Genomic DNA, 24,997 nt, shown 5'->3' with positions numbered 1-24,997 from the left:
TTTTCGCGCGGTAGATACGCTGCACACCTGTTTACGAACGGTATTCACGGAGAAGAAGAACTGGTTTGTACCCAGAAAGAATGGGTAATGGTAGAGCCTCTATTTCTGCTCTCTCTCCTCACCGTGCGCCACACGCGGCGCGAACACATTCGTAAGATGAGCAAAAACGCTGACAATGAACATTCGTTGGAGGAGTTGTCAACGCTTCACCATTGCTTCATCAATATATTTTCTGTGATATACTGCTGTTTGCTTTTAAAAAAGTTGTGCTTATTTTATCACAGGGCGTTTCTGTCAGTCAAGCGTCGTTTCCGCTATCTCGGCATCACATTGTTTGTAAATTTGAAATGAAGCTGGTAATTTCTTGGTAATTATTCTGGCAGTCAAGTATACTAAGAGGGAATGATGTTGTTAGATTCTTTTATGCGAGAAGGTATTTATCATGGATGAGCATCCTTGCCGCTTATAGCCCTTTCAGAGGCCCAAAGAACGCAAGCGTTGGAACGTTTTGCTATCATCCGCCCTGGGTTGGAAGACAGTATCACCCAGGTTCAGCTTGCGCGTGCCTATCAGATATCCCCTAGATCAAACACTATCGAGAGAAGGGTTTGGCAGGACTGGCAAGCAATATTGCGCGCATGGATAAAGGAAAGTCTTATCGTCTGCCAACAGATCCAACTCGTGACGAAAGATGTGGTCGAGACGGCATAACAGAATCGGATCATTGGACCCAATTGAACGATGCTCTCTTGATGAGGTGTCTCAAAACCGTTCGTTTTCTGTGACAATGAGAGGGAGAGAAAGAGCGGGGGAACAGATATGTATGACCCATCCTGGGATGAGGCGAAACAAAGAGATTGGATAGCTTTGAATAAACGGCTTGAACAGGAGATTTTTCTACAGAGCCTCCCATCTCTCCTGCCATTCCCATTCGGCATTGTTCTTGGCCTTGCAATTATCTTTGAAGTTATCTTCCTCCCTTTCACACTTCAACCTTACATCCTTACAGCAACCTCCATCGTGTCGTTGATTGGTTTTCCGATATGTATGTACGTCATAAAGAGGCGCGATTTCATTGCTATCCTGCAGCCTGGCTTTCATGCCTGGTTCACACAGTATGGAGTGGAGGCAACCGCAACAGTGATAGACTGTGAGGCCAGGATAGACAGAGATGGCAATTTGATGCACTGGCTTGAATTCGTATGGCATCATCCAGAGACCCAACAACGTTATACCAGGAGGGTATCTACTAGCAAGGCAAATTACGTTGCCTGTCCATTAAAGAGTACGCATCCAGTGCTTTTTGATCCCGTTCATCCCACTATCTGCCAATTCTATAGCTCTCAGGTGAAAGCGACTGAGATCATAGCGGGATACTTGGGATAGGGCTAGAATCTCTGGACAATTCTTTGTGAGAGATTTAGGACATCTTAGTCTGCTTCTTAATGCATCTCACAACCGGCCGTTTGATGAGTCTTGAATTCGTTCGTTTACTTGTAACACCAAATCATCTTTAGGGCGCGAGCCTCGCCTCGTAAATGAGGAAAGGAGCAGTTCATGGAAACAGATCAACTTGGCAGAGCTAGCAGCTTGCTCATGCTGGCAGACCTCTACCGAAAACAGGGGAAAAATAGAGAGGCTGAGCCGCTGTATCTGCAAGCACTCTCCATCTATGAACAAGAGGTGGAAGCGGACCATCCGCTCATGGCAACCAGTTTGAACGCTCTCGCTTTCCTCTACCACAAGCAAAGAAAGTATAGAGAGGCCGAGCCATTGTATCAGCGGGCATTGACGATTCGCAAGCATCGGTTGGGGACGAACCACCTTGACACCGCGATCAGCCTCAACAATCTCGCGGCTTGCTACCTGGAGCAGGGGAAGGGTACGGAAGCTGAGCCATTATTGAGAAGCGCCCTGACCATCCGTGAACGGCTCCTAGAGGCCAACCATCTTGATATAGCCACCAGTCTCAACAATCTGGCTTTCTTCTATCACCAGCGAAGAAAGTATGTGGAGGCTGAGCCATTGTACCGACGAGCGCTCGTGATCCGTGAGGAGCAACTCGGTCCTCAACACTCTGACACAGCATTCGTCCTCAACAACCTTGTGGTTTGTTATCAGGAGCAGGGGAAGGTAGTGGAAGCTGAGGCGTTGCTCTTGCGCTCCCTTGCCAGTCATTCACAGCAAGAAGAAACCTGACCTTTATCCAGAAGAGTGCCCAAGACTCTGATGAGGTCATTCCCAGAGGAGTCGCAAAACCGTCGGCTTTCTAAGAAGGACGTCCTTCATGAAAGAGGAGAGAGTGACATGCTTGAAGCTGGACAACGCGAACTGAAACTTTTCCAGGAATTTAAAGCGTTCATGCGTCAATATTCTGGTTGGTATATATTTTTCCTCTTTCTTGACATTCTTCTTTATTATGGCATGCTTGCATTACCTGCAGCATTCATATGTATCTGCATCCTTTCTTCGATGGGATTTTATGCATTGGTGCCTGGAAATGAGTGCATTGCAGCATCTCGTAATCGACCGGTTTTATGAGCCGATTGACGAGTTTCAAAACCGTTCATTTGTTGCGACCGGGGACAAAACACCACTGAACAGATTGTGTACAGGAGGCTTTATGGACCAGAAAATCATCATGCATCGGCAGGGCGATGTCCTGTTTGTCAAAGTTGCTGACCTACCAGATGCACTGGTTGAGCGCAGAACAGACATCCTTGTTGAAGGAGAGGCCACTGGCCACGCCCATCGGCTCACCACAGGCCAGAGCTGGCAGAGCAATGCCGGACAGCTCTTTCTAAGTGCGGTGCTTGGGAGCAAGATCGTCCACGAGGAGCATGCTCCTATTGAGTTGGAACCGGGATATTGGCAGGTCATTCGGCAGCGCGAGTATAGTCCTAAAGCGTTTCGAAAAGAGGAACTGGTGAGAGACTGATGAACTTGATAGACTCCTCTGGACAAATTCAGCTGCATTTGCTACTCAGTGCTCAGCAAAAAGCCTATGCTCACGAGTATGCTCCCAAGTTTGTCAGCGAACAGGTTGCTGCTCTGCTCTCTACCGCTCCTATTGATGAAGAGGAAGTAAAAACACTTCTCTATGACATTTATTGCAGTGCCAAACGTGCTCCCCCAACTATTCGCTGGCTCGATTCTCCTTTCCCCTTTGTACAGGAGTGTCTGAGGATACCGTCTACCAAATATCGCCAGGATTTTTCTTTATCACTCCATACAGACTTGAGTCGCTGGCTTGAATTTAGCGATCAATCCTTCTTGAGCTATGCTATAGGTACTGAAGTGTATTCTCTTCTCGGTGGTATAAAAGAAGATGTAGCATCACGTGTGAAAGAGAATGTGAGGAACATATCATGGGCGCATGCGAGGGAATATCTGTTAAGGCTATATACAGGGGACAACACATGGGGGGATAGATGGTGGCGGGTAGAAGTAGAGTTCTGTGTATCTAATAGCGCTAATGCCTACGAATATGCCCCTAAACTTGCCTGCGCTCGCTTCTTACACGAAGTCTTGGAACGGATTCCTGAGCAACAGCTACAGGATGTGCAAGCACCCATCGACCACATCATACAAAACAAGTATCTCAATTTGATGCGACTCAGCGAACTCGTCTGGGGGTATCAGTTGCACGACCAGGAAGCTGTGCTGGTGCGCAAGCCAGTGTTTCTGGAACGTGACGAAGAGGGACGTTGGCATAATGCATCAGGTCCATGTCTACAGTATCGCGATGGCTGGGGTTGGTATGCCTGGCATGGGGTCACGGTGCCGAAGAACATCATCCTGCACCCTGAGCGCTTGACGAAACGGGACTGGATACAGCAGCGGAATGTGGAGGTACGGCGTGCCATCCAGGAGCGCCTTGGCAACGAGCGTTTTGTCGAGATGATTGGCGGCAGGCTCATCGATACGGGCAGACGTGGTAAGCTCATCGAGATCAAACTGGGGTACCGCGATCCCGAGCGCGTCGCCCGCTTTGTTCAGGTCCAAGACCCCTCCACCAAGAGGCAATACTATCTGCGTGTGCCCCCCTTGATTAATAGCGCTGATGAAGCCATTGCCTGGACCTTTGGAATGAATGCCCAGGATTATCAGCCTGATCGGGAAACGTGAAGAGTATTCACAAGTTCTTTCATTCCTGCTTCCATCCCTTTGCTCTCAAATGCCAGACCTGTGAAACAGGTCTGGATCGATATGGAACATTTACAGCGTGGCTCAGAAGCATTTTTATCTACCGGGAGCGATAGGTGTGGCTGTGAAAGGCCGCTTCCTCACTCTCCCTTGGAACGTATCACAGGACAATTACATCTAAAAAAGCTCATGTCTGCAACTGGCTGGTTGCAGAAGTTGCAGGCATGAGGGGGCAGTACCGCCTACACGTACCCCAGGATGCGGTCAACCTTTATGCACAAAACCACACGCGGATCACCACGATAACGCAAGGAGGAGCCATACTTTTCTGCTAGGGTATTAAAAAAGGCTACAGTGGGATCTTCCTCGATCTTATCAACCACCCCACGAAACTCGGCACAAGTGTACGGGTCATCAGGGTCAGTAATCGTGATAGCCACACGCGGCTCACGCTTGAGATTCTGGTACTTCTGACGTTCAGTGGTATGGGTAAACTTGATGTATTCCTCATCCCACAAAAACCACATCACTGATGAACCGATCGTTGGATGCTCATGAAGTCGCGCATGCTCATACAGACTACCTGGCGCTCCAGCAAGCCCGGGCTGAAACAAAGGCGACGTTGCAAAAGATGGCCGAGGATGCAGCAGCCAAAATCGCTGAGGCAAATCGCCGCTATCAGGAACAGATGCGAGCATCACAAGAAGAACTGGAGAGGATGAAGAGAGCGCATGCTGTACATGTGATTACTTGATGGCGGTAAAATTGGACAATTCTCTAGCGGCATGCTAGGGTTGCCTTTTTCTTTCCCATCGTGGTGCAAAGGCTTGAAAAGCCGATTGAGGAACGTGTTTGTTGAGAAGGCCCTCTGCAAGAAGCGCCACGGAATTATCAAAAAACTACGCCATTTAGTAATCATATTTACCATAAGTAATGTCCTCAATGGGATGGCACAAGAAGGTTTTGTCTTGACCAACGAGGATCTTACCGCGCTTTCTCCCTACCACCCCCAACACATTAAGCGCTTTGGAAACTATGAGGTTGACCTAAATAAGTTGCCACAAGCCATGACCGATGATTTAACCTTTGAAATCGATCGGTAATATGAAATATGGGTCATCCAAATGTTGGATCAGAAGAGAGAAGCTTCTTGCCCAGAGTATTCCAAAGTTGAACCCCATCATCACCTCGTAGCGCGTACATTCCGCCAATGGCGCTGAAGTAGATGTTTCCCTCCAGTGCTAAAGGGTGTGATGAGATTCCACCTGCATAAGGAATACTCCAAGACCACTTTTGAGAACCATTGTTTGCATCGAGCGCATAAACTCTCGTAGACTGGAGAGATTCTAGATCAGCTTTTGTAGAATGAGGGTTTACCATACCTGGAGTTGATGGTGTCTGGATTACTGATGCCACACAATAAATTGTGTTACCCTCTACTGCGGCTATCTTGGATGTGAAGGTGGGGTTTGTCCAAATGATTCTATCATCTTTGGTATCTACTGCATATAACCCTTTACTCATGCTAGAGATGTAGAGTATGGTATCGCTTGCTATCATATGCCTGCCCTCAAAATTATTTAAAGGAGAGCCATCGTTTGCACATAACACATAAATACGGCTATGCTCATATGACGGAACATAAACCTTTCCACTTCTTATCGTGAGATAGGCTGGTGTAAGGCGGAAACGTGGATCATGCCAGAGGAGTGCTCCATCGCTGGCCTGAAGTGCATAAAGACCATCTAAAAAGGTATAAACAACGCCCTTAGTAACTGTCGATACTCTATTGTTTGTATGATGGCTCTCCGGAGACGAAAATTGCCAGATAAGAGATCCATCATACGCATTATAAGCGTAGATTCCGTTTGAAGATCCAATGTATATTGTCTGATAAACGATCCTGGGAGAAAGGTGGAAAAATGTATCATGAACTGTTTTTTGCCAGAGAAGTGTCCCATCTTGGGATCTCAACGCATAGATAATCCCTGTTTCAGTACCAACGAATACTGCCTTTGTTGAGGCAGAAAGACCACCAATCAGTTTTTGACCAAGGGCGTGTTGCCAGAGAAGTGTCCCATCTTGGGATTTCAACGCATAGACTGTGCCATCATTAGATGACATTGTGTAAATACTCATATATTCATAACGAAATCCTCGTGGCTTTTTTGGCTTTGAAGAATATCGCCTCTCCTTTCTTTTCAAACATAATATTAACGCTACTCTGTGAAATCGCTTACCGCAAGCAAAAGTTTTTTTGCAATTCAGAGCGTATCTACAGAGTAGCATTAATATGCGTTACCTTCTCTGCTGCAAATACCTAGCAGCCATAACTGATACGAATAGAAGATAAGCTATCGTTAGGCAGACGGAGACCTTGACCATCAAGGTATTGAGCCTGATTACCTGCAAAACCTTGAGAATGACCTTTCTGATTTGTATCTGTATAGAAGACGCCATTAGTGCAGCCTGTCACATAGCTACTTCCCTGGTCGTTCCAATTCCACCAGTAATAAGGAGCAGGACCATAATAATCAGTCATATTAACGTTTCCACTGCCTTGGAAACAGATAGTAAATCCACTATAGCCTGCATCAGAAAATATTTCCAGTGAATTATCATCGCAACCAACCACACCCGTATGTGATTTTATTGATCCTTTGTTGAGGTTATCTAAGCATGTTGATATATTTTTTGTGCCCTGCACTTTTACCAAAATATGAGCACAATGAGCTAAAGTAACCTTAGATGGGTTGGTGTTGTTGAAGCTACAAAAGCAGATGGTTCAAAAGAAAAGCTCGAAATAGTTAGAACTAATCCTACAAGAAAAATCACAATTAATAATTTACAATTAAAGCTATTCATGAATCCTCCGTTTCTCGAAAAACACGTTTGTCGTCAATCCGATAATGACTAATATGTGACAATTTTGTGGTAGACCGTTCTGAGACCGCTGATTCATCAGGATAATTGTTGGATTTTTACCATAATAATGGGATTTACAGCCTATCAGTCTGGAGAGCGGATTGGACAACTTGAAAAAGCTGTTTGATCTAACAATCCCGACAGGTATGTGTCCAATAGGTCGTGGCGAGGTTAGCCGTCATCCCTGCGGGCACAATTCAAGGAGGCTTTGCAGAAAGCGAACCTGCCAGATATCCGCTTCCACGATCTGCGCCACTCGGCGGCCACCATCCTGTTGTCCATGGGAGTCAACGTCAAGGTGATCCAAGAACTGCTGGGTCATGCCAATGTCAGCATTACGCTCAACATTTACTCGCATGTCACTCCTGCCATGCAACGGGATGCCATGAGTGAACTCGACCACCACTATCAGATCGCGAAAAAAGGAGAGATTGTGATCGGATCAGTTTAGCCATAAGGGCAGGTAGAAACAGGGTTTGTTCAATGCGGCTGGACACCAGATTTTGACAGCCCTATTTGACAGCCAATTTACAAAAACGAGGCGGTTTACGCCGGTTGATAACGGTTCGGTACGAATGCACTTTTGAGCTTACTTCTTCAGAAAAGACATCCTCTGCGCTCCTCACGATAAAGCGGAATTGGTAAGACTGGTATAAGACAAAGCTGTTTTTCTTTTTTTTGGCACAAGACTCTTATCTTTTCTTATACAGAGACATCCAACTTTACTCGCTAGCTTCTACATATATCTCCGTTTTCTGTTGACAGAATGCTGGTATAACACACCTCCGATTGCATTTCACACACGCATGACAGGCATATCCCGACAGAATCTTGCTCTTAACGTCTTTGATGATGGCAGCTTTGTGCTTTTCTACAGGCTCTTTTGAGCTGTATTAAGGCAGCGTAAAGATGGCGTCAACGCCATTCGAGATGCTGCCGAAGAAATTTGGGAGATCATGGAAAGCTTGGGACTCTATACTCACAACATAGATTTCGGACCTGTAGTGATATCACCTGGATAGGAAAACACTTTCCCGTTGGCAGAGGGAGAAAAATAGGAGAACCAGACTGATCGGGAAGCGGCATCTGGCTCTTCTATCCTACCAGGAAGATGGATATTGTAGTTGAAGTTTTAAAGCTTGCGAACAAGCTCGCAGACAATACCTCTTATGCATGCAAGAGCGGCGTGCCAGGAGAAGTATTTGTGAAAAACAAGTTAATTTTAGATGTGCAAGATGTGCAACAGGATCGTAGGCTGGCCGAGAAAACGTGGCTGGCTAAAGCGGATGTCGCCCGGTTTGGCGCCACTTCGCATGCTCCAATGCCGCAAGCCATTTCTCGACCAACGACAAATGTGGAGCTGGCACTCTGGCGCTGGCGCACCGTCGTTCTGTTGCGGGTTCTGATGGGATGTTTTTGTGTGGGGGACGCATGGCTGAAGTGGCATGCAAACATTGAAAATACCTATCTCTTGCTGCTGTCACATGCCGCGAGTAGCCAGACACCGGTCATCTCTAACTGGTTTGCTTGGTGGCTACACCTCGCGCAGATAAATGTCCATGCGTTCGTGGTCATGATGCTCTTGCTGGAAATAGGCCTGGGCATGGCCCTTATCTTTGGAGCTTTCACGAAGCTTGCATGTACTATAGGTATTGCTCTCACCCTGCTAGGCTTCATGGGGGCCGGGCTACTGGATGGTTTCTTTGGACAGGGCTCATTTGATGTGGGTGTGATGATTGTTTTTCTGCTAGTTTTTCCTGGCTTATTGCTAAGTAGTGCGGGCCAGTATCTTGGCCTGGATCGCTGGCTCCGACCAGCTGGCAGATAACCGGGGCAGCGCTGGCTGCACTGGGAAATAGTGTATGTGTAGTCTGAGAGGATCATTTATGGCTTACAATGAAGCATCTCAATTTTCGGGCTACCTGGGTGGACCGGCGAGTAATCAGCTTCCTAATCCGATGATGCCAAACTCTGGTCCCGCCTTTGGGCAGGAACAGATGGCTGGCCTCGGACAACCTAAAGCTCAGGATACGTCGTTCTTCCATGGTGAGGCCCTGGCACGGGACTACTGGGCCGAACGCTATGGACCCTGGATCGTGCTGGGATTTTCCGCAGCCTTCTCGCTGTTCCTGATAGTTATGGTTCTATTTGGACAGGTACCGGGTAAGAGCTTTTCGCTGAAGAGCGCTTCTGATGTACTACAGTTTATCGGCGAGGGAATCGGTTTCGTCTTTTGTGCTCGTATTGCTTTGCGCTTATATAAGGTCTCCAATCAGGTACGCCATCAACTGATTTTACAGAAAGCGGAACGGCGTTCACCTAACGAGCTGGCGAATATCCATAATGAAGCACAGGCGGCTCACCGGGCGTTCCTGGCCTGGGCATTCCTGGCTATTGCCCTCGCCCTCTATGCCAGTGGACAGGCGCTCTGGAGCAGTTATGATGTGCGCATGAATAGCGCTGAAGTACCATTTCCAGGCATCTATGATATTGGCTTTGTGGCTTCGTATCCGTTCTTTTTGCTGGGTACGCTCTTCTTGACGCGCCGCAATAAAGCCTCTGCCGGACGGGCCCGGCTCCTCCTGGATGCTCTGGCAGTTATCGGTACAGCGCTGGCACTCTCCTGGTTCTATCTGCTAAGTCCGTTGATCGCTAGCCTGGCACAATCACCCAGCGCCGGTGCCTCAATTCTCTCTATCTACTTTCCAACCGGAGATCTGTTTCTGGTTGCCATCGGTGCATTCTTAATGTTCAGTCCGCTGGCCAATCGCGCCCAGCAACCTGTCTTTATCCTATTATGTATGGGCCTATTCTTCCTGGCGGTTACTGATAGCTTGCTGGCCTTCTATAATCTCTCGGGCAGCTTCAATACGGGCACGCTGCAGGATGTACTCTGGCCGTTGAGTCTCTCACTGATTGGTCTGGCCGCGGTCGAGTATCCACGTAGTGTGGCTCGCGAGCAGGAGCAGGATGAGCGCTTAAAGAATATACGCCTGACAGGTAGTTCACATTTGATGCCAAACCGCCTGACACAGTTTAGTATGACTGCCCAGACGATCGCTCCGTTTATCCTGGTCCTGGGTACCTGCGCTATTCTTCTGACAGATGTGGCTCGCCATGGTGGCTCAGTATTGATCCTGGCTGATGTGGTTGCCCTGGCCTTGATCCTGATCGTGATCGCTCGTCAGGCGATGACATTGCTGGAAAATAACCACCTGACGATGCAGATGCGCGGTGAACTGGTAATCTCTCGTCGGGAGTTACAGGTAACACGCCGGGAGGCTGATGAGGCTACACGTTCAGCACAGGATAAGCAAGCAATGGAGGAAGGGATTGCGGCCCTGCGCGAGGTGCATGCACGGGTGGCTCGCGGTGATATCATCGCTCGCGCTCCAACAGTGAGTGGTCCCTTGCTGCCGATCGCGATGAGTTTAAACCTGATGCTGGATCGTATCAGTGCACTCTCTCAGCGTGGCGCTAAATATGATCAACTGACACAAGAGTGCCGCCTACTGCAAGAAGGTGTAGACCGCCTGGGACAGGGATTGCCTCCATGGTCACCCAATCAGCAGATGCCCCAGGGGGCGACTGAACTACGCTCGGTCTATCTGGGACTGGCCCATATCCAACGCCGGCAGGAAGGGCAGTGGCGACGCATCGCGGGTGCACTGGGATCGATTAACAATCTGACAAGACGTATCCATGAAGCATTGAATGAGATCAAGCAGTCCAGTCTGTTTACAAGCCAGGCAAATGCTAATTTTGAGCGTATGGTCCTGGATCGCGTCATCCGTGAGGTTGATCTGCTACAAGAGCAGCAGAACAATATCATGGGACAGGTTTCCCAAAGCACGCTACGTGATGAGCGCCAGAAGAACACCGGTGATGCTCAATATCAGCAACCAGTCCGGCAACCCAGGACCGATGCGGCCCACCCTGTACGCCCACTCTTGCCAGCTGAATCTGAGCTTTCACGGGCACTACAGCCAGAAAAACAAAATGCATTTCATCGTCACCTGTATCAATCAAATCACTTAGAACCTTTAGATAGAAACAGCTAAACATACAAGCAAGAGGGATAGACAAACCAGGGGCACTACAAGGCAAACAGGTATCCCTCCTGCTTGATATCTTGATACCGTCAAAATGTGTTATGTAGGAAGGCTTCCACTATCTCAGAAGAGAGGCAGAATGAGATGGATCACAACACACAATACGAGCCACAGGGCAGGCACATGGCTCCGTTTTGTCTTGGACATCCTTCGCACGCGCTACAGTCGGAGGAGACCATTTGCCGCGTATGTGGCGCGCTGGCGGCTCATACTACCCTGGGGATCTATCAGGTCCACAAACTTCTGGGTATTGGAAGAAGCGGTCATGCTTATCTAGCGCACCATCAACGCTCTGGCCAACCGGTGGCCATCAAGTTATCCGCAGCCAGCACGGCGAATCCTGAGCTGTGGCAGGCAGCCAGACGTGAGGTAAGAGTAGCGACAACGTTGCGCCACGACTCGATCCTATCGGTTTTTAGTTGTAGTACCTGGTCACCGGAACAACCAGCCAGTGGTAGTGGCGCGTTTTTCGGACGCCTGGATACTCCACCCCAGACGTACTTACTCACGCTCTGTCAGTATATTCCTGGTACCATCCAACAATTTGTAGCTTATCTGCAAAATAAGGATAACCAGCGCACCCTGTACGAGAAAGGCAGTTCATCAGCCGCAGTACTGTTACAGGTCCTGCAGCAATTGGGGACCGCATTGGAGGCGGCACATGCACGTGGACTCAACCATGGAGCGCTGGTGCCCGGAAATATCTTGTTCTCCAGCCCTGAACGCGCCTGGATCGCCGATTTTGGTCTGGCCCGTTTACAGCCACCACCAACACCGTACTTGCCCGCGGAACTCTACCGAGCAGCGCAGGCAGCTCAACAGGGCAATGCCCAGGCGTATTGGAACGCGGTCAATCCAGCTAGCGATCAGTATATGTTCGCGGTCCTCTGTCAGCAGTTGTTTCCTCAGGTATTGCAACGCCATGAATATGAACCACTATTGCCAGTCTTGAATCGTGGCATGCACAATAAACCGGAGCGCCGCTATCCATCTCTCCATCTGCTGGTACAGGACCTGCTAACATTGATGAGTCGCTCGGGAAATTCCCGGGGAATGCAGCAGTTTAAACAGCCAAATATGAACATCGATGCTGGCTGGTCTTCCTCATCTGGATCCTTGTCACGCGTTCCACCAACAGGACCTGGCAGCTCGGGCAGTTCGCATGGATATAGTAATCCTGTTACACCCATACCAGCTTTGATGGCCGGCCCCATGACACCGGCTCTGCCCGCCACACCAATCACACCAGGCACGCCCTTAACGGCCGAGGATTGGGAGAAGCGGGGGGACAAGTTATTCACCCTGCGGGAGTATGATGAGGCGCTGAAAGCGTACCATCGTGCGATTGAGGTTCATCCAGAAAAAGCTCATATCTGGGTGGCACTGGGAGATACCTATTTCGCCCTTGAGCGCCATAAAGAAGCGTTGATGGCTTATGAACAGGCGATGCATATTGATCCTAATGATCCACAAACATGGACGAACCGTGGTACCGCACTGGATGCGTTAGGACGCCATCGTGACGCAGTAGATTGCTATGATCGCGCTGACCAGCTACGTTCAGCATGAGCGCTGCAGTATGAAGTGATCATCCATCATTTATGCTAAGTGGTTGCACTATAGAGGAGATTTGTATGCAAACGGTTCCACGCTTACAGTCATATGCGCCCGGATCATCTGTAGAAGATACCAACACAGGTCTACAGTATTTGCTTATCCGTGGCTGTACCTTGCTGGCACCAGATGAACCAGGAAAATTATTGCATGAGCAAGATATTCTGATTGCCGGTCAAAGGATTGCGGCGGTTGGTCCAACTGGTAGCTTAACTTTTAATCCACAGCAGGTTGAAAGAGTCATTAGAGGTAAGAATCGTTTAGTGGTGCCTGGTCTGGTAAATGCCCATACACATTCTCTGGAAAATCTCATGAAGGCTACCTCTCTTTCGATGCCTTTGGAACTATGGTTGGTACCGTTATTTGGAGATACGCTTGAATGGTCGCCGAATTTAGTGTATCTTAGCACCTTGCTGGGTGCTTTAGAGATGCTGAAAACCGGCACAACGGCGGTCCTGGATCATCTCTGGACGAGTGCTGGAGTCTCAACGGAATATCTGGATGCGACGATGCATGCCTATCATGATGCGGGCATCCGCGCGGCTGTGGCCCCATCGATTGAGGACCAGGATCTGGTGCTTGAGGCTGGCAATAAATATGGGATGACCTTTCCAAGCCATCCGTTTACCGATCGCTTTAAGGACTGGGCACCTATCAACCAGCAGGTCAAGGCACTGGAACGGTTTATCTCAACCTGGAACAATACGGCGAATGGACGCTTACGCTGCCTGGTCGGCCCAAGCGGTATTCACTGGTGTAGTCCTGAGTTGTTAGAGACTTGTCTGGAACTTTCAGAATGCTATCATACAGGTATGCACCTGCATGCAGTCGAGACAGAGCTACAGGCGGCGGTCATTCGCGACACACTTGGACAGGGGGGTATTCGCTATCTGAAACACATGGGACTACTCCGTCCTGGTACGTCTTTAGCTCATACGATCTGGCTAGAGCCCGGCGACCTACGCATCCTGGCAGACACGGGTACCACGGTCGTGCATAATCCAATCAGTAATCTACGCCTGGGCAGTGGCCGTTTCCCATTATCCGAGGCCCTCGATCAGGGAGTAATTATGGCTCTGGGTAGTGACGGCTCAGCCAGCAATGATCGGCAGAATATGTTTGATGTGCTGAAACAAACAGGATTGATGCATAATTTGCCAGATGTAGATTATCATCAATGGCCTCAGCCAGCTGAAATTTTGCACGCAGCCACCGAGGGAGGCGCCGCAGCCCTGGGGCTTTCAGCCGAGCTCGGTCGTATTGAAGAGCAGCAACTGGCAGATCTCCTTTTGATCGATCTGGAATCCGATGCCTTTCTACCATTACGCGATCCCTACCTTCATTTGATCTATTGCGAACATGGAACGGCTATCGATGGTGTGATTGTCAATGGAGAAGTGGTGGTAGAACATGGGAAGCCACTCAATATAGATGAACAAGCACTACGACAAGAAATCAGAGAACAATATCAGTTCGCGCTAAAATCTACAGCTAACATCGCCACTAGTATGGCCAGTACAGATAAAGTTCTCGCCCAACTTAACAAATTACGTCACTTGATTCTTCAGAAAAATCAAGGATTGTAGTTCTTTATTAGTAGACACAATATTTATTGTTCTTTTCAGCTCACTATTTTTGCAGCATTAGCAGAAAGGATTTTTCCTCAATGGAAGATTCATTGAAACAGCCCGACAGAGTCAACGTTGCCCATGATTATCCAGATGAGCCACCCCAGGTAACTGGTAGTGAATCTACCAGTGTGCGCTACTCGTTCCGCTTCACTGGCTGGCCCACGCTTTCTCAGCTGGTCACGGTAGCCGTAGCTACGGCTGTCTACACGATATTATCCTGGTTGACTATAGCCTTGGTGCCTAATCCAGCTCTTGGTGTCAGCCCACTCTTTATTGCCATCGGCTTCGGTATTCCTTTTGCACTCTGGTTCGGCGGCTGGGCCTTCGTGATCGCCTATATCGGTAATTTTGTCGGCGCAGGCCTCATGTCCGGCTTCCCGCCAATCATTGCCATTCCATTTGGAGCCGCTGATTTTATTCAGCTCTGCATTCCCATGCTGCTCTATCGCTTCTTCGCCTATCGCTTCGGCGTAAGCCCAATCGGCAAAGATGTCTTCACCAAACGCGGCTTCCTCTTCTTCCTGGTCTGTGCCGTACTCCCTAACAACATCATTGGTGGACTCTACGGCAACTATATACTGCTCAATGCAGGCGTTGAGACCGCCAATCAGTTTATTCCCAGCTGGATCACCTGGGCCGTCGTCAATATCATCGTCACTACAGTCATCGGCTCCGTCCTACTCGCCAAACTAGGACCAATCGTCGAACGCTTTGGTCTTACTATCCGCGACGCCCTACGCTAAATCACAGCAAGCCATAGTAAGCAAAGTAAAAGCAGGAAAGAGATTAATGTTCTCCTTCCTGCTTTTATTTTTCCCGTTGAACTCACCTTTTCATCTAATCAAACTGTATGTATGTGTGGTGAGGTGGATGCGCGGCCGCGGCCGCGCATCCACCTCACCACACATACATACAATATTGCGCTTTCAGCTTTCAGCGGTGTATAGTCAAAACATAAACTCAAGGAAGCTGAGGATATTTCTATGGTAAAAGTCTCTATAATGATTGAAGGCCAGATGGGCATGAACTGGCCCTACTGGAAACAGATAGCCGCAACGGTAGATCAGTCAGGCTTCGCCGGACTCTTCCGCTCAGATCACTTCACCAATCCTAATCCACCTGATTTAGATTCTTTAGAAATGATCACGTCGCTGACATACCTGGCGGATCGCACCGAGAATATTCATTTTGGACCACTGGTCGCGCCGATCTCTTTCCGTGAGCCAACGTTGCTGGCCCGTCAGGCCGCCGCTATCGATGATCTTAGTGGAGGTCGCATGATCCTCGGTCTGGGTGCAGGCTGGCAGGAACGCGAACATCATCTTTTCGGACATGCTCTGGGCGATATCAAGACACGGATGGCCCGCTTTGAGGAGGGGTTGGAGGTTGTGACGCGCCTGATACGTAGTGATGAACCGGTGACATTTGAAGGTCGCTTCTTCCAGTTGCATGAAGCCATCCTGCTCCCACGTCCACAGCGATCCGGTGGAACACGCATACTGATCGGTGGCAATGGCGTCAAACGCACGCTACCGCTGGTTGCGCGCTACGCGGATATCTGGAATGGGGTCTTCCTGTCGCCACAGGACTTCCAGGAGCGCTCGAAGTTGCTGGATAATCTCTTACAACAGGCAGGCCGCCAACCTGGTGCCGTTCAGCGTACAGCTATGCATGGACTGATCTTTGGGCGCGATATGGCTGAACTTGAAAGCAAGCTCAGCAATTTTCGGCAGGATGCTGCATTCAAGCACCTCTCAACAGAAGATTTGGTGGCCAGACTGGTCGCAGATAATAAATCCATCATTGGTACTGCTGAACAGATCGTGTCACAGCTACGAGCTTATGAAGAGGCTGGAGCTGAAGAGGTCATGTTACAGTGGTTTGATTTTGATGATATGGAACGTCTACGTGCCTTTGCTACCAGCGTGCTCCCACAACTCTCATGATCCACACACAATACATATGGACGCCAATAGTTGCGTCCATATGTATTTTTTGTATCTCAACATCTGTTATGACCGGCGCGTCGGGCGTGGTGGTATATGGAAAGGCCGGCTACGTGTGCTGCTTGCTGGTATAGTAGCAGGTTGATCATGTACTGCTGGATCGCTCGCACTGGCTGGCGGATTACGAGGCACGAGGGACTCTACACGCTGGGGTAGAGGGACAAGTGGTAAGATTTTATGCATATAAGCTACGCGCTTACGCGTGCTAAACAGGCTTTTCATGCGCGTTCTGATTACATAGGTGAAGGCCTCTACCATAATAGTACGCGACATTTTAGATTGACCAAGGCGGCGATCAACAAACGTAATAGGAGTCTCATATACCTTGAGACCGTGGTGCAGGACACGATATGTCATCTCAATCTGGAATGCATACCCCCGAGACTGTACAGCATCAAGATTAATCGCCTCCAGGGTCTGGCGCCGATAGCAGCGAAAGCCACCGGTACAATCCTGAACCGGTATATTCAATATGCGGCGGGCAAAGATATTACCACCTCCACTGATCAAGCGTCGTGGAAATGACCAGTTGGGTGTACTACCACCCGGGATATAGCGTGAACCTATCACCAGGTCTGCCTCAGCGATGGCAGAAATAAAGGCCGGCAAGTGCTGGGGATCATGAGAAAAATCGGCGTCCATCTCAAATATGGCATCATATTTATGAATAATCGCATACTTAAAACCGGCAATGTAGGCCGTTCCTAAACCTAGTTTTCCTGGCCGATGCAGAATATGAATATGTGGATTCTGCCTACGCATTTCTTCGACCAATCGTCCCGTTCCATCAGGAGAATTATCGTCCACAATGAGCACATCCGTATGGGGAACATAGGAGAAAATACCACTCAAAAGCGACGGCAGATTTTCGGCCTCATTATAGGTGGGAATGATAATCAGTGTCTTCATGTGCTTTCCTTTTGTTGCGCTTCTCTTTAGACGATAAGACTCTGTTCAACACAACGCTGAACAGAGATATTCAGCTTCACAATAAAGTTTACTTCTCACGCAAAATCTCCCTGGCCAGCGCTGGCTAGATATGCTCGTTGGCAGAAAAAAGAGCCACTACGGTTTTATCCATAAGAAAGGCTGGCTCAAAAAACTCGGCTGCAACGTACTATAAGAGTATGTTTTCTGCTGTAGCAGTAAGCTATATGTAGCACTGTCTTTCCGATTGATAACACTATTAGCCTCGGTAGAACAGTGATCGAGATGATATTTAATATAAATGTGATGGAGGATGAATAGCATGGACCTTTCTGCTACTCAAAGCGCCCTGCAAAAAGAGGGGCTGGAACGCCTGAAGCAGTATACTGATGTATTATTGCAGCCAGCAATCCAGCTTGAAGCCACGCCAGTGACGGATGCAGGAGCAGAAGATAAATTAGAGGTTGGTATTTCTAAAATCGGGGGTGTGCCCGATCTACCAGCAGCACAGCAATGGCCGATGTGGAAAGATCTTCCACAATCCTTTGTCGCTCAAATTCGCCTTGCGGATATCACATCCTATGATACGAATCACTGGCTGCCACAGCAGGGGATGCTCTGGTTTTTTTATGATGCTAAACAAGAAACGTATGGCGACGATCCCCAAACTTCTGGCGGCTGGCAGGTTCTTTATAGTGCGGATATACAACATTTGGAGCGCGCGGTAGTACCAGAAAAATTGCCAAAGGAAGCACGCTTCAAAACTTGCGCGGTAAAGGCTAAATCGGAACTCACGATGGCACAACAGCCTCAGCTAGAGATCGCAAATTTAAAGTGGAGTGATGAGGATCAGGAGCACTATGATACTGTCTACGGGCAATTTAATGATGACAGAGATAAGACACTACCACGCCATCTGATGTTTGGTTATCCGGATACCCTGCAAGATGATATGCGTCTTCAGTGCCAGATGGCGAGCAATGGGGTAACCGATATTAATGATCCTAAGGTCAAAGACCTGTCGAAGGACAGCAACGATTGGCATCTCCTGCTGCAAGTAGATAGTGATGACAGAACTGGCATGAACTGGCCCGGTTCTGGTATGCTCTACTATTGGATAAAGCTATCAGATTTAAAAGCGCAAAAATTTGATCATATCTGGCTGGTGGCTCAATCAGCATAAATTCATCGGGAATTTTTAAAGGATTAATTACAAGGAGGTCGCGTTCTCATGAAGAACTCATTTAAATGGCTAGGGCTTGTCTGTCTTCTCGCCCTGATGCTCAGTGGCTGTAGTGGCGGCTCAATCAGTGTTGGCACGAGTCCAAATGGCAACCAATCGTATGGAGGAAGCCAATCGGGCAGTAATAGCAATCCATCATCAGGCTCATCAGGTTCTTCAAATTCATCAGGTTCTTCAAATTCATCAGGTTCTTCAAATTCATCGCAGGCAGGAGAGCCCAATTGGGGTAAGCAGACCCAGACAAGCGGCTGTAAAATAAATGGACCGCTACAGGACAAAGATTGTACACCTGGCGCAATTTTTCCTGATGCTACCAAGGAAAAAATCTGCGTCTCTGGCTACTCAAAATCTGTTCGTAATGTGCCAACCAGTGTAAAGACCAAAGCTTATTCATCCTATGGTATCCTCAGTCACACTACTGGCCAATATGAAGTTGATCACCTGGTAAGTCTGGAATTGGGTGGATCCAATGATATCTCAAATCTCTGGCCAGAAATTGCCACCCCAAAACCTGGTTTTCATGAAAAGGATAAAGTTGAGAATTACCTTCATGCACAGGTCTGTGATGGCAAAATCTCGTTGAAAACCGCCCAGATCGAGATTGCTACCAACTGGATAGATGTGTATAACAAAATGCCCAAGTCCTCCTCCAGTCAATATGATAGTCCTTCTGAATAACGCGTAAACAGGCAATAAAAAAGGTCTCACAATCTATGGGTGAATGTAGATTGTGAGACCTTTTTTATTATGTAAGGCCAACGTAACCTCTTTTTCACTACTATCTTTCGTTCTTATCTTCTCAAGTTCTTACGTTGACACGATGACAATAAAATTTTATAAAAATTTGTTTATGCGAATAGAGATTACCGTTTTGATGACAGGCAAAAAGAATATATATGCGAGGAGGAAATAAAGCTATGGCACATTTACGATTCATGAATCCTGCCAACTCCCAGATCACTGGATCGATCAAACGCGCACAACAGCTTATTCGTAGTCAATATATCTACCTTGAGGATCATCCTCAGTTTGCACCTAAAAATTTCCGCCATTTACGTAATCTGGCTCTGCGCCTGGAGAAGTTAAGTCGTACCGATCCCCGCAACGTCAATGAAGTGGAATTGAATAGTATCCTCAAAGAACTTTCCTCTATTGTTGATAATTTACAACATGCAGCTTAAAGATTTTTAAATATAGATTGCTCTCAGTCTCGTGCCTGCGGCACGAGACTGTTTTTGTATGGTGGTGTGGTGTGGGCGCGCCCACACCACACCACCATACACAATATGAGTCATCGCTGACTTTAATGCCGTGAGGACGCGCCCTCACCACACCACCATACACAATATGAGTCATCGCTGACTTTAATGCCGTGGGAGGCCTCTTATGGTTTTTATTAAATAACGCCATGTGCAATTTTTCCACATACCTACTCTTTTAAGGAGGAAAATGGCGAGGCGGTCGCGACCGCCTCGCCATTTTCCTCCTTAAAACAAGCGAGCGCCGTAGGCGCGAGGTGTGAGGGATAAAAATTGCACATGGCGTTAAATAGGTAACTAGAGTTTAGATACTAATCATGCCCTATTGAATACGATTGAGACGCGATGGCACACTTGAACGTGCCTACAAAGAGGTTACAACCTGTTCTCAGCAGTGTCACTAGCATATATTGTTTTTAACAGGAAGGTTATGCAATGAAAGCAATCGGATTATATCGCTATTTGCCCATTCAGGACCCTGAAAGCCTGATCGATATAGAAGTCGATACACCAACTCCTGGCGGGCGAGATCTCCTGGTGAGGGTCAAGGCAATCTCTGTGAATCCCGTGGATACAAAAGTGCGTGCTCCTAAAGCCCAGGAAGAAAAGACTCCTAAGATCCTGGGATGGGATGTCGCTGGCGTGGTGGAACAGGTCGGTCCTGATTGCCATCTCTTTAAAGCTGGTGACGAAGTTTACTATGCTGGGAGCATGACGCGTCCCGGTGCCGACAGTCAGTTTCATCTGGTCGATGAATATATCGTCGGACATAAACCCAAAAGCTTGAATTTTGCCGAGGCGGCGGCCCTCCCATTGACGGCTCTCACGGCCTGGGAAGCCTTGTTTGATCGTCTGGAAATCAATCATAATCCAGCGAACAATAGCAACAAAAGTATTTTAATTATCGGGGCGGCCGGTGGCGTTGGCTCAATCGCAACCCAACTAGCATCCATGGCCGGCTTAAACGTCATTGGTACGGCTTCGCGTACCGAAACGATCGACTGGGCCAAAGATCATGGTGCCCGACATACCATCAACCATCACAAACCCTTTGCCGAACAGTTAAAAGCGCTGAATTTAGAGACGGTGGATTACATCTTTTGTTTAAATGCTACCGATAAACACTGGGATCAGATGGTCGAGATCATTGCTCCACAAGGCAAGATCTGCTCGATCGTTGAAACCCATCAACCAATCAATCTGAGTGCGCTCCAACAGAAAAGTGCCACCTTTGTCTGGGAGTTCATGTTCACCCGCTCCATGTTCCAGACTAGCGACATGATCGAGCAACACAAAATTCTGGACGCCCTGGCCGAACTCATCAACCAGCAAAAAATCAAAACAACCCTTACCGAGACCCTTACACCCATCACCGCTGCCAACCTGCGCACCGCACACGCCAAACTAGAATCCGGCAGCACCATCGGTAAAGTTGTCCTGGAAAACTTCGACTAACATTACCTCTATGTTTGTAGTACTGGCACACCCTCACGGCTACCATTACTACAAACATAATGGATCCAACCACATATTTGAAAGGATAGTAGTAGAAGAATGGAAACGGAACAGCTAGTTATTTTTACAGAAAAGATGGAGCGCATTGGCGTACGTACCAGGGCAGAGATTCATGAACAGGGATACTGGCATGAGACCTTTCACTGCTGGTTTGTACAAGAGGTAGAGGGGAAAGCTTACCTGCTCTTCCAGAAACGTGCGGCCCAGAAAAAAGATTTTCCTTCGCTACTCGATATCACAGCTGCCGGCCACTTATTATCCCATGAATCTCCACGTGATGGCTTACGCGAAATACAGGAGGAGTTGGGACTGACCCTCTCATTTACAGACCTCGTTCCAGCTGGCATTATTCAGGATCCAATATTGCTAGGATCATTGCTGGATCGCGAGTTCTGCCATGTCTATCTTTATATGTTCACAAAGCCAATTCCAACTCTGGTCTTACAACGCGATGAAGTTGCAGCTATCGTGCAAATCGCGTTGCACGATTTTGAACAACTACTTCAGCAGAGGAACAGTACGATTCCTGCCCTTGTCTATCTTGCTGATCCAGATGATACGCAAAAAGTCACATCAGCCCACTATACACTAACAGATTTCTGTCCGCATAATACGCATTATTATAACGCGGTACTGCATGGTGCGGAACAGCTCCTGCGCGCAAAGAGATAATCACGGTACAGTGAGTTGGAACTGGTCCACACCTGACGCAATGATAAGGCCCTATTTTAAATGGCAAGATTACAGACTAAAAAAAGGCGTGAGAGCCTCTTTCCTCCTTTCAAAGCAATGCACTAGTATATGTAACCATATCAATGATAAGATAATGCATATCTAAGCGTTCTTCACGCCCGCAGACCAACAGGTTCCACTTCAAAATCGATACCCGAGAAAGATGGAGGAAACGCATGGCCTTAGAGCAAGATAAACAGCCCTTATCAGAGAAAGAAGACAACAGCACTCAATCAGTAATCCAACAAAACACCGACATGGATCAGCCCTCTATCGTGGCAATGATGACCACTGAACACTACAATCTTCAGTCTGGACGAGCAATGACCATCTCAGAATCCAATGGCCGTTCAGGCCTTTTTCTCAGTACCGTTTCGACCGCGCTCGTCGCCTTAGCCTTTATCGCACAAATTTCAAAGTTAGGAACAGAGTTTTACGTTTTTGCCCTGATCCTTCTGCCATCACTCTTCTTCATCGGACTCGTCACGTTTGAGCGAACAGTTCAGGTCGCAATTGCAGATATCACCTATGCCCGTGGCATCAACCGCATTCGGCATTTTTATATAGAGGTCGCGCCACAAATCGCTGATTATTTTGTACAGCCATATTACGATGATGAAACCAGTGTGTATGGGAGTGAAGGCGCAACAGCCTCCTGGTGGCCAATTTTTCTCACAACATCAGGTATGATTGCCGTAATTGACAGCGTTATTGGGGGTACCTTGATAGGATTACTGGCCTATCGCTTTCTCGCACTCTCTCTCCCAATATCATCGTTATTTGGATTATTCGCATTTATTGCACTTTTAATATTATTTCTCCGTTATCAGTGGACGCGTTGGGGGAATGCACAGCGACAGTTGAAGACGCTCTTTCCACGCCCGAAGCAATAAACTCAATGGACTCCAAAAACAGTTATTCTGTCTGGCCATTATCAATTCCACAAATAAACGTATCCATTGGCGCTTCTATACTATGTGATGAGCTTGCCAGGTCGCGACCTGGCAAGCTCATCACATAGTATAGAAGGTATAGAAAAAGTCGTATAGCGCGCACGATAGTAATTATGAAAGCAAGACTTCTTTCCATTGTTGCGCGGTCAGCAGGGACGGTAGGTCTGGCTGGCGTTGCCGCAGGCGATCCGCCAGCGCGGCGGCAGCTGGTGGGCGCAGTCCTGTACGTTGCAGATTCTCATTGTTATTGAACAGTTCATCGGGCGTACCAGTGAAGGATAGCTCTCCATCACGGAAGGCTACGACACGCTGACAGTACTCGGCGACCAGCGTCATATCATGAGTAATCACCAGAATAGTCTTGCCCTGCCGCTGCAAGTCACCTAACAAGCTCATAATGCCAAGGATAGAGTGATGATCCTGTCCTGTGGTGGGCTCATCCACTACCAGGATATCAGGTCCCATAGCCAGCACGGCAGCTACGGCCAGACGTTGGCGCTGTCCTTTGCTCAAGAAGAGTGGATCTTCGTCGGCATAGCTTGTCAGGCCGACTGCCTCCAATGTTTCTGCAACGATAGTCTTACGCTTTTTGGCTTCCATACCCAGGTTTTTTAAGCCATACTCGATCTCATCGCTCACCTTACGACAGAAGAGCTGGTGGTCTGGATTTTGGAAGACATAGCCAACCGAGCCTGGGAGGCGCGCCCGCACTTTACGCTTAGAGGCATCCTGTCCAAAAACGTTGAGCTGTCCGCCGGACGCTCGATAGATGCCGGCAATGATCTTTGCGAAGGTGGTCTTCCCACTACCGTTTGGCCCTAGCAGCGCCAGCATCTCGCCACGATAGAGCGTCAGATCGACTCCCTTGAGGGCCAGCGAACCATCTCCATAGTTATAGATCACGTTTTTGGCCTGGACGACTGGTTCGGACTGTGTTGATGGAGTTGAAGTAGGACATACAGGCAACAGCTTGCGCTGCTGGATGACTGGTTCAAAGGCTGCTTCAGCTTCGGTAAGATTTAAGGGGGGCCGGCCCTGATAGGTATAGTTAGTAAGCCAGGAAATCTGGGCCAGCTCACCTACTGAGGCGCCACAGCGCTCCAGGATCTCTTGTTGTGCATAGAATTCTGTTGGCGGCGCGACCAGTTGGATACGTCCCTCGTGCAGGAGAGCGATCCGATCACAAAAGGTGGCCAGGATATCAGGATCTTGCTCGACCAGAACCACAGTCATACGGTAGTCCTGGCGCAGGCGCGCAATAGTCTCGATGACTTCGCGTTTCCCGACAGGATCCAGATCGCTGGTGGGTTCATCGAGGATCAGCACTTCAGGCCGTAGCGCTAAAAAGGCGGCGATGGCAATGCGCTGCTTCTGCCCTCCCGACAGATCGGAGGGATGCAGATAGAGCGCGCCATGCCAGAGCTTTTGTAGGCCAACCCATTGCAAGGCAACATAGATACGCTGCAGGATCTCTTCCTGGGACACACCTTGAATCTGTAATCCCAGCGCAAGCTCATGCAAAAGACTCATACGTAAGAATTGATTCTCTGGATCCTGTAAGACCATACCTATTTTATGGGAAGACGCCGTTTCATGGGTGACGGGTTCACCGAGAATCTCGATCTGGCCGCGATAATGATGTGGCTGCTGCTCTTTATTCAAGCGTGTCGTATGCGGAATAATACCGATTAAAGCCCGGCAGAGCGTGGTTTTTCCGGCTCCACTAGGACCCGTAATCCCAAAGCACTCACCCTGCTTGATCGCCAGATCAATATTGCGTAAGGTCCAGGCACCCGCCTTCTCGCTGAAGGTAGGGTAGCGCCACCACAGACCCGTGGTCTTGATGGCCGCCGGCACTGCTGTATCCATCGGCTCTGACTCTTCTATCTGCACGTTGGAAAACGGCTTTTCGCTAAATTCTTGTGCCACCATCG

24 protein-coding genes are annotated in these 24,997 nt (G+C 48.5%); 19 read left to right on the top strand and 5 right to left on the bottom strand.

Annotated elements, in window-relative coordinates; translation table 11 throughout:
• Positions 1–1,557: 1,557 nt before the first annotated feature.
• The 4 genes from EL633_RS31385 to EL633_RS31370 all read left to right on the top strand — a co-directional run bounded on the left by EL633_RS31385 (position 1,558) and on the right by EL633_RS31370 (position 4,128).
• Positions 1,558–2,199 carry a tetratricopeptide repeat protein gene (locus EL633_RS31385; RefSeq protein WP_126631155.1) on the top strand — a complete coding sequence of 214 codons (642 nt, stop codon included), beginning with the start codon at positions 1,558–1,560 and terminating at the stop codon, positions 2,197–2,199.
• A 108-nt stretch (positions 2,200–2,307) separates the two neighbouring features.
• Positions 2,308–2,541 (top strand): hypothetical protein, encoded by a 234-nt coding sequence (locus EL633_RS31380; RefSeq protein WP_126631154.1) that lies wholly within the window; start codon positions 2,308–2,310, stop codon positions 2,539–2,541.
• Between the two features lie 82 nt (positions 2,542–2,623).
• Entirely contained in the window at positions 2,624–2,938 is a 315-nt protein-coding gene (locus EL633_RS31375) for a DUF8820 family protein (RefSeq protein WP_218027619.1), read from the top strand.
• Positions 2,938–4,128, top strand: coding sequence for a DUF6745 domain-containing protein (locus tag EL633_RS31370; RefSeq protein WP_126631153.1), 1,191 nt, complete (start codon positions 2,938–2,940; stop codon positions 4,126–4,128). The genes EL633_RS31375 and EL633_RS31370 overlap by 1 nt, the downstream gene beginning before the upstream one ends.
• Positions 4,129–4,388: 260 nt before the next feature.
• Here the strand turns inward: EL633_RS31370 and EL633_RS36815 are convergent, their stop codons facing one another.
• Positions 4,389–4,673: a pyridoxamine 5'-phosphate oxidase family protein gene (locus EL633_RS36815; protein WP_246039342.1), complete on the bottom strand. Its 285-nt coding sequence runs from the start codon at positions 4,671–4,673 to the stop codon at positions 4,389–4,391.
• 5 nt (positions 4,674–4,678) lie between these two features.
• Between EL633_RS36815 and EL633_RS36810 the strand changes: the two genes are divergently transcribed.
• Together EL633_RS36810 and EL633_RS31360 are read left to right on the top strand one after the other, a co-directional pair.
• The gene (locus EL633_RS36810; RefSeq protein WP_161982608.1) at positions 4,679–4,900 is read left to right on the top strand and encodes a hypothetical protein; all 222 of its coding nucleotides are present in this window, start codon (positions 4,679–4,681) and stop codon (positions 4,898–4,900) included.
• Between the two features lie 73 nt (positions 4,901–4,973).
• Positions 4,974–5,249, top strand: a complete 276-nt coding sequence (locus tag EL633_RS31360; RefSeq protein ID WP_161982606.1) for a Tn3 family transposase — start codon at positions 4,974–4,976, stop codon at positions 5,247–5,249.
• A gap of 13 nt (positions 5,250–5,262) precedes the next feature.
• Here the strand turns inward: EL633_RS31360 and EL633_RS31355 are convergent, their stop codons facing one another.
• Together EL633_RS31355 and EL633_RS31350 are read right to left on the bottom strand one after the other, a co-directional pair.
• Complete coding sequence (locus EL633_RS31355) at positions 5,263–6,285, bottom strand: PQQ-like beta-propeller repeat protein (protein ID WP_161982605.1); 1,023 nt, start codon at positions 6,283–6,285, stop codon at positions 5,263–5,265.
• Positions 6,286–6,466: 181 nt separating this feature from the next.
• Entirely contained in the window at positions 6,467–6,688 is a 222-nt protein-coding gene (locus tag EL633_RS31350; RefSeq protein ID WP_126631149.1) for a hypothetical protein, read from the bottom strand.
• 567 nt (positions 6,689–7,255) lie between these two features.
• Between EL633_RS31350 and EL633_RS31345 the strand changes: the two genes are divergently transcribed.
• The 7 genes from EL633_RS31345 (at position 7,256) to EL633_RS31315 (ending at position 16,374) form a co-directional block, all read left to right on the top strand.
• Positions 7,256–7,522, top strand: a complete 267-nt coding sequence (locus EL633_RS31345) for a site-specific integrase (protein WP_126631148.1) — start codon at positions 7,256–7,258, stop codon at positions 7,520–7,522.
• Positions 7,523–8,275: 753 nt separating this feature from the next.
• On the top strand, positions 8,276–8,899 hold the full coding sequence (locus tag EL633_RS31340; RefSeq protein WP_126631147.1) for a DoxX family protein: 624 nt from the start codon (positions 8,276–8,278) through the stop codon (positions 8,897–8,899).
• Positions 8,900–8,957: 58 nt separating this feature from the next.
• Entirely contained in the window at positions 8,958–11,132 is a 2,175-nt protein-coding gene (locus EL633_RS31335) for a hypothetical protein (protein WP_126631146.1), read from the top strand.
• A 135-nt stretch (positions 11,133–11,267) separates the two neighbouring features.
• Positions 11,268–12,752, top strand: a complete 1,485-nt coding sequence (locus EL633_RS31330; RefSeq protein WP_126631145.1) for a protein kinase family protein — start codon at positions 11,268–11,270, stop codon at positions 12,750–12,752.
• Between the two features lie 65 nt (positions 12,753–12,817).
• Positions 12,818–14,383: an amidohydrolase family protein gene (locus EL633_RS31325; protein ID WP_161982603.1), complete on the top strand. Its 1,566-nt coding sequence runs from the start codon at positions 12,818–12,820 to the stop codon at positions 14,381–14,383.
• 80 nt (positions 14,384–14,463) lie between these two features.
• Positions 14,464–15,171, top strand: coding sequence for a hypothetical protein (locus tag EL633_RS31320; protein ID WP_126631143.1), 708 nt, complete (start codon positions 14,464–14,466; stop codon positions 15,169–15,171).
• 240 nt (positions 15,172–15,411) lie between these two features.
• Entirely contained in the window at positions 15,412–16,374 is a 963-nt protein-coding gene (locus EL633_RS31315) for a TIGR03560 family F420-dependent LLM class oxidoreductase (RefSeq protein WP_126631142.1), read from the top strand.
• A 66-nt stretch (positions 16,375–16,440) separates the two neighbouring features.
• On the opposite strand, the gene EL633_RS31310 is transcribed toward EL633_RS31315, so the two are convergent.
• Positions 16,441–17,343 (bottom strand): polyprenol monophosphomannose synthase, encoded by a 903-nt coding sequence (locus tag EL633_RS31310; RefSeq protein ID WP_126631141.1) that lies wholly within the window; start codon positions 17,341–17,343, stop codon positions 16,441–16,443.
• Positions 17,344–17,683: 340 nt separating this feature from the next.
• Between EL633_RS31310 and EL633_RS31305 the strand changes: the two genes are divergently transcribed.
• The 6 genes from EL633_RS31305 to EL633_RS31280 all read left to right on the top strand — a co-directional run bounded on the left by EL633_RS31305 (position 17,684) and on the right by EL633_RS31280 (position 23,003).
• Positions 17,684–18,544: a YwqG family protein gene (locus EL633_RS31305; RefSeq protein WP_161982602.1), complete on the top strand. Its 861-nt coding sequence runs from the start codon at positions 17,684–17,686 to the stop codon at positions 18,542–18,544.
• 48 nt (positions 18,545–18,592) lie between these two features.
• On the top strand, positions 18,593–19,282 hold the full coding sequence (locus EL633_RS31300) for an HNH endonuclease signature motif containing protein (protein WP_174845188.1): 690 nt from the start codon (positions 18,593–18,595) through the stop codon (positions 19,280–19,282).
• Positions 19,283–19,521: 239 nt separating this feature from the next.
• Positions 19,522–19,785, top strand: a complete 264-nt coding sequence (locus EL633_RS31295) for a hypothetical protein (protein WP_126631139.1) — start codon at positions 19,522–19,524, stop codon at positions 19,783–19,785.
• A gap of 513 nt (positions 19,786–20,298) precedes the next feature.
• Positions 20,299–21,318 carry a zinc-binding alcohol dehydrogenase family protein gene (locus EL633_RS31290; protein ID WP_126631138.1) on the top strand — a complete coding sequence of 340 codons (1,020 nt, stop codon included), beginning with the start codon at positions 20,299–20,301 and terminating at the stop codon, positions 21,316–21,318.
• A 99-nt stretch (positions 21,319–21,417) separates the two neighbouring features.
• Complete coding sequence (locus tag EL633_RS31285) at positions 21,418–22,050, top strand: NUDIX hydrolase (RefSeq protein ID WP_126631137.1); 633 nt, start codon at positions 21,418–21,420, stop codon at positions 22,048–22,050.
• 236 nt (positions 22,051–22,286) lie between these two features.
• On the top strand, positions 22,287–23,003 hold the full coding sequence (locus tag EL633_RS31280; protein ID WP_126631136.1) for a hypothetical protein: 717 nt from the start codon (positions 22,287–22,289) through the stop codon (positions 23,001–23,003).
• A 171-nt stretch (positions 23,004–23,174) separates the two neighbouring features.
• Here EL633_RS31280 and EL633_RS31275 read toward each other — a convergent pair whose 3' ends face one another.
• Positions 23,175–24,995 (bottom strand): ABC transporter ATP-binding protein, encoded by a 1,821-nt coding sequence (locus EL633_RS31275; RefSeq protein ID WP_126631135.1) that lies wholly within the window; start codon positions 24,993–24,995, stop codon positions 23,175–23,177.
• Positions 24,996–24,997 lie beyond the last annotated feature (2 nt).

Source organism: Dictyobacter alpinus, from assembly GCF_003967575.1.
In the GTDB taxonomy this organism is placed as follows: Bacteria; Chloroflexota; Ktedonobacteria; order Ktedonobacterales; family Ktedonobacteraceae; genus Dictyobacter; species Dictyobacter alpinus.
The sequence above is the reverse complement of the archived record's forward strand: the minus strand, read 5'-3'. Positions and strand labels throughout refer to the sequence as shown.